We start from the raw sequence: 5,564 nt of genomic DNA on the forward strand, positions 1-5,564 counted from the left end.
GGACCCCGCAAGCCGAGGACGGGGCGGGCCGAGCCAGTAGGCAACGCCCGTTACGCACGGGGTGGCGGGCGCTCCCCGACGCGATCACCTGGGGCACGTTGATCGGGCTAACGGCCGAACGCGGACATCACCAGCGACACCCACAGGACCACCACCACCATCGTGTTGAACGTCGTGTGCCAGACGGCTGCCGCGAAGATCCCGGTGGCCTGGGCGAGCTCCGGCGACGTGTCGGCGTCGACCGCGCCGGGGGTGTCGACGGCGGTGCGTCGGTACGCCTGCGCAGCGGTGCGCGAACGGCGCGTCGGCCGGTAGGTCCGCAGCGCCACCACCGGCACCCGGTCGGCGCGTCCCTCGCGGTGCGCTCGGCGGTAGGCCAACGCGTACGCGAACCCAGCCATCCCGATGGCGGCGGCAGCCCCGATCGGCACGAGCACGAGGAGGTGGACCGCCCCGAACACGAGGCTGGCGGGGGCGACCTCGGGCCAGGAGGCGGTCTCGAGCCCGGCGCGGAACAGCTCCTCCTCGATGAAGGCGAGCCAGGGGAGCAGGAGGGCCAACGGGGCGAGGAAGCCGCTCGCGCCGACGATCAACGCCCAGTCGGGGCCGGTGGCGCTCGGCGGACCCGCGAGCGCGAGCCCCTCCTCGAGCGGGGTGAAGACCACGTTCACCGACGTTCCGATGAGCCTGCCGAGGCCGAGGTCGGCGCCCGGCACGAACGCCACCAGCGCGAGGGCGGTGCTGCCGACGACGACGAGCAGGACGGCGCCGCCGATCAGGTGGTGCCAGCGCACCGCACGCCAGATGGCGACGCTCAGGCGGCGGTGCCGCCAGCTGACCCGTGCGACGCGCACGAGCAGCACCAGCACCGCGATCGCGAGGAGGACCCGGAGTTCCACCGGGGCAGCGTACGGACCGGCCGTGCTGGGGCGCTCCCGGCGCGGTCGCACCCACGCGGAACCACCACACCCACCAGCTACGGTCGATCCGCTCCCGACCAACCGCTCCCTCGAGGCCGATCCCGGTGCCCGCCCAGCTGCTCCACGCCGACGCCGAGCTCGTGGGCGAGGTCCTCGGCGTCGTCTACGTCGACGAGGACACCGGCTTCGGCGTGGTCGAGCTCGCGCCCGAGGCTGGTGGCGCCGCCGAGCATCCGGCCCGTGAGGAGGGTGACGGTGCCCGGTGCACCGGACCGCTCTCCGACCTCGTCGAGGGGCAGACGGTCAAGCTGGTCGGCCGCTGGCGTGACCACCCCCGGTACGGGCTGACCTTCGAAGCGACCTACTACGAGCAGGTGGCGCCGACGACGGCCGCGGGTGTGCGGAGCTTCCTGGCCTCGGAACGCTTCTCCGAGGTGCCGCTGCGGACCCGCGAGCGGGTGGTGACCACGTTCGGTGACGGTGCCGGCCGGGTGATCGAGCACGAACCCGCCCGCCTGGTCTCGGAAGCCGGGCTGAGCCCCGACCAGGCCGACCAGCTGCACGGACAGTGGGTGGCCGGGCAGGCCCTCGGCGAGCTCGTCCGGCTCGTGGAGCCCGCGGGTTGGCCGCTCGACGCTGTGCGGGCCGCCCACGCCCGGTTCGCCGGCGATGCCGCCCGCATCGCCCGTGAGGATCCGTACGCGCTGCTGGCCGCCGACCGCGTGCGCTTCGCCCACGCCGACGACCTCGCGCGCCACCTCGGCGTTCCACCGACCGATCCCCGTCGGCTGGCCGCCGGCGCCCTGGCCGCGGTCACGGCCGCCCGACGTCAGGACGGACACCAGCACCTGCCGCGCGAGGTCTGCACGCAGGCCACGGCACGGCTCCTCAAGGTCGACGCGGTCCTCGCTGCAGCGGGCATCGACGGCGCCGTCGCGGACAGCTCCCTCGCCGTCGAACGCGTCGATGGCCAGGACGTGGTGGCCCCGCCCGAGGCCTTCCGTGCCGAGGCGGACCTCGCCGCCGGGCTCGTCCGCCTGCTGGCCGCGGAACGTCCGCGCCTGGTCCCTCACGCCGACGACGTCGACCCGTCCAACGAGCTGACAGCCGGGCAGGCCGACGCGGTCCGGCTCGCCTTCCGCTCACCGGTGTCGGTGCTGACCGGTGGGCCGGGGACGGGCAAGACGCGCACGGTCCAGGAGGTCGTCGCCGCGGCCGAGGAGGTCGGGCTCGAGGTCGCGCTCTGCGCCCCCACCGGCCGCGCGGCGAAGCGTCTCGAGGAGCTGGTGGGTCGCCCCGCGACGACGGTGCACCGCCTCCTCGAGGCGCGACCGACCTCCGGGGGAGGGTTCGCGTTCCGGTACGGCCGGTTCGAACAGCTACCCCACGACCTGCTCGTGGTCGACGAGGTGTCGATGTGCGACACCTGGCTCGCCGAACGCCTCGTCTCCGCCGTCCGCGACGGTGCCCACCTGCTGCTGGTCGGTGATCCCGATCAGCTCCCATCGGTCGCCCCCGGCGACGTGTTGCGCGACGTGCTCCGTAGCGACGTGGTCCCGTCGACGTCGCTGACCGAGGTCCACCGCCAGGCGGCGGGCAGCCGCATCGTCGGGCTTGCGCGGGAGCTGCTGGCCGGGGAGATCGGTGCGCTCCAGGGGATCGACGGGGACGTCTTCCTCGCCGAGGAACCGCGTCGCGACGCCGTCGCCGACCGGGTGGTGCGGACCGTGGCCGAGCGCGCACCCGAGTACTTCGGTGTCGAGCTCGACGACGTCCAGGTCCTGGCGCCCGTCTACCGCGGACCGGTCGGCGTCGACGCGCTGAACGCCGCGCTGAAGGCGCGCCTCAACCCCCCCGACGGTCGGCCGGACGTCGGGGGCTTCCACGTCGGTGACCGCGTCATGCAGACCCGCAACGACCCCGAGCTCGATGTGGCGAACGGCGACGTCGGACGCGTGGTCGATCTGTCCCGACGCAAGGGGGAGCTCCGGGTGGCCTTCCCGCGTGGCGAGGTGACCTACGGCCGTGACCAGGTCCGCGAGCTCACCGCCGCGTGGTGCGTCACGGTGCACAAGTCCCAAGGTGGTGAGTGGCCGGTCGTCGTGCTCGTGTGCGACCGCTCGCACCGCGCGATGCTGTGGCGGAACCTGGCGTACACGGCCGTCACCCGGGCGCAGCGGGCGCTGATCGTGGTCGGGCAGGCCGACGCCCTGCGCGCGGCGGCCCGGCACGACCGTCCGAGCGACCGGCGGACCGGGTTGGCCTGGCGGCTCCGGCAGTTGGCACCCGCGCCGCGGCTCGGTGGCGAGCTCGGAGCGCCGGCCTGACCGTCGTGTCGCGGCGGCTGGGCACGGGTCAGTTGTGATCCTTCGGCGCGGTCTCGCCACCCAACATCGGGGCGCCGGTGACGTCGGGCATGACCGCCTCGTCGGGGAGCATCGCCCACGCCTGCCCGAACCGTGCCATGTGGGCGAACAGCCCCCCGCCGTCGTTCTGGATCACCTGTCCGTTGAGCCACCGCGCCTCCGGTAGGCAGACCAGCACCACGGCCTCGGAGGCGTCGTCCGGGGTCGCCGCCTTCCGCAGGGGGTGGGTCACCTCCTCGGCGGCGACCAGCTTCTCGTGGAACGGCCCCGTCATCAGCTTGATCGAGTCGGTGTCGATGTAGCCGGGCAGCACCCCGACCGCGGTGACCCCTTGGGGGCCGAGCTCGCACGCCAGGTAACGGACCAGGGTCTCCATGCCCGCTTTGGCGGCCGCCAGCAGCCCGTGCCCCGGGATGTAGCCGACGGTGTCCGCGCCGCTGATCGCCACGATGCGACCCCCCCGTGGCTGCAGGAGGGGGAAGGCGAGCTGGGCGATCAGCAGGAAGTGCCGGATGGAGATCGCGAAGGTCTTGTCGATCTGGTGCATCTTGAGCTCGAGCAGCGGTTTGAAGGCCGTGGCAGCCGCGTTGGCGATCACCACGTCGAGGTGCCCGTCCCGCTCGGTGATGCGCTCGAACAGCGCACGTACCGAGTCCTCCTCGAGCAGGTCGAGCTGTTCGGCTCGGGCACCCGCGGTGTGCTCGGAGCAGTCGGCGACGACCCTGGCCGCCTCGTCGGCCCGCGAGCGGTAGGTGACGATCACGCGCGCACCGTTGCGCGCGAGGCGCCGGGCCGTGGCGGCGCCGAGCCCGCGCGAGCCCCCGGTGACCAACACCGTCCTGCCGTCGAGCGGTCCGGTCGGCCTCTGCTCGGTCACGTCGCTCCCATCCGCCTGGCGCGGACGACGCCGCGCGGCGGGCGAGCCTGCCACAGCCACTGGCCGACCCGGAGCCGACGGCTCAGGAGGCAGCGGTTCCGGAGGTGGCGGCGAGCCGGTTGATCGTGCTCCGGAACTCCGGCAGCAGCGCACGCAGCAGGCGAGGGGACAGGCCGAGGAGCAGCAGCCGGCGTAGGACGTCCTCGCGGTGTTCGGCCACCCCGACCCGGGGACGTTCGCGATCGCTGGTGGGCACCGCCACACCCTCCGGTGCCGACCGCATCACGGACACCGACTCGTGGCCGGTACCGGTCCACCTGAGCAGCCCGTCCTCGTGCACCGCCGCCGCCTGTCGTCTCCGCGGGCCCCCCGGGGCCGGTCGGCCGCGCTGGTCGCGTCCGTGACCACTCCATCGGCACGACGACGGCCGAGCTTGACGGAGAAGTGTCCGTCGGAGCGTCACCGTCGGCCTCCGGACTCGTTGCACCCATCGACGCGGGCCGGACCGGCCCAGATGTCCGAGGAGCGAGCCGTGACCGAGCCCCGACTGACGACGGTGATGGGCGTGGCGCGAGCCGTCCTCGCCACCGTGACGCCGGCGGATGCGGCGCGCGTGCTCGTCGACGAGTTCGGGTGGGACGCGGCCTTCCAAGCCCTCGCGGTGCTCCGCGGTGACGATGCGAACGAAGCGTTCGGGGCGACCTGGTCCGCGCTGGTGCTGGACGTGACGGCGGCGGCCGTCGATGCGGCGGTCGAACCGGATGCCACCTCGCCGGACGAGGGGCGCGCGTTCAGCGACGAGCGTCGCTAGCGCTCACCCGCAGCGGTGGAGCAGACGCAGCACGTCGCCGCAGCCATCGAGGCCGGCGACCGGGCTGAACCAGCAGCTCGACCCGATGTGTTCGGCCTGCCGACAGTGACGGATCGCGTCGGCCGCGGCGGTCAGCGCCGCCAGGAAGCCGGCGAGCGCCACCTCGACGGGCAGGTCGTGGACCCCGGGCGGAGCACCCGGGACGCGCGCGAGCCGATCGGCGACGCCGCAGAGGGCCGGGTCGGGGCTCAACGTCGCCAGACCGCAATCCGCGGCGGCGCACACACCGAGGTCCGGATCGTGGCCAGCCGTGGTGACCAGCGTGGTCGCGGCGGCGACCAGGACCTCGCGGTGTTGCCAGGCGAGGTCGAGCTCGGCGCGGGTTGAACGCGCGAGGCCAGCGGTCACCGACCAGCTCCCTGCGGCTGCGCTGCGTGCCACCGACCACCCTCCTGGCCTCCTCGGACGCTACCGACCGAACCTCGTCCGACCGTGCAACCCCCACACCGTCGGCGGCGGGGAGCCTTCACTATGGTCGGCACCTGTGGGTGATCTCTTCAGCGATTACGACGATGGCGGTTTCTTCGACG

At 73.7% G+C, this 5,564-nt stretch carries 6 protein-coding genes; 2 read left to right on the top strand and 4 right to left on the bottom strand.

Annotated elements, in window-relative coordinates; all coding sequences use genetic code 11:
- Positions 1-107: 107 nt before the first annotated feature.
- Positions 108-899 carry a hypothetical protein gene (locus WEB03_RS02800; protein WP_368069449.1) on the bottom strand — a complete coding sequence of 264 codons (792 nt, stop codon included), beginning with the start codon at positions 897-899 and terminating at the stop codon, positions 108-110.
- 125 nt (positions 900-1,024) lie between these two features.
- Here WEB03_RS02800 and WEB03_RS02805 point away from each other — a divergent pair, with 125 nt between their 5' ends.
- Positions 1,025-3,247: an ATP-dependent RecD-like DNA helicase gene (locus tag WEB03_RS02805; protein WP_368069450.1), complete on the top strand. Its 2,223-nt coding sequence runs from the start codon at positions 1,025-1,027 to the stop codon at positions 3,245-3,247.
- A gap of 28 nt (positions 3,248-3,275) precedes the next feature.
- Here the strand turns inward: WEB03_RS02805 and WEB03_RS02810 are convergent, their stop codons facing one another.
- Complete coding sequence (locus tag WEB03_RS02810; RefSeq protein WP_368069451.1) at positions 3,276-4,163, bottom strand: SDR family oxidoreductase; 888 nt, start codon at positions 4,161-4,163, stop codon at positions 3,276-3,278.
- An 82-nt stretch (positions 4,164-4,245) separates the two neighbouring features.
- The gene (locus tag WEB03_RS02815; protein WP_368069452.1) at positions 4,246-4,419 is read right to left on the bottom strand and encodes a hypothetical protein; all 174 of its coding nucleotides are present in this window, start codon (positions 4,417-4,419) and stop codon (positions 4,246-4,248) included.
- Between the two features lie 276 nt (positions 4,420-4,695).
- Between WEB03_RS02815 and WEB03_RS02820 the strand changes: the two genes are divergently transcribed.
- On the top strand, positions 4,696-4,974 hold the full coding sequence (locus WEB03_RS02820) for a hypothetical protein (RefSeq protein ID WP_368069453.1): 279 nt from the start codon (positions 4,696-4,698) through the stop codon (positions 4,972-4,974).
- 3 nt (positions 4,975-4,977) lie between these two features.
- Here the strand turns inward: WEB03_RS02820 and WEB03_RS02825 are convergent, their stop codons facing one another.
- A complete protein-coding gene (locus WEB03_RS02825) occupies positions 4,978-5,382 on the bottom strand; it encodes a hypothetical protein (protein WP_368069454.1) in 405 nt (134 codons plus the stop codon).
- Positions 5,383-5,564 lie beyond the last annotated feature (182 nt).

Source organism: Nitriliruptor sp. (assembly GCF_040882075.1).
In the GTDB taxonomy this organism is placed as follows: Bacteria; Actinomycetota; Nitriliruptoria; order Nitriliruptorales; family Nitriliruptoraceae; genus Nitriliruptor.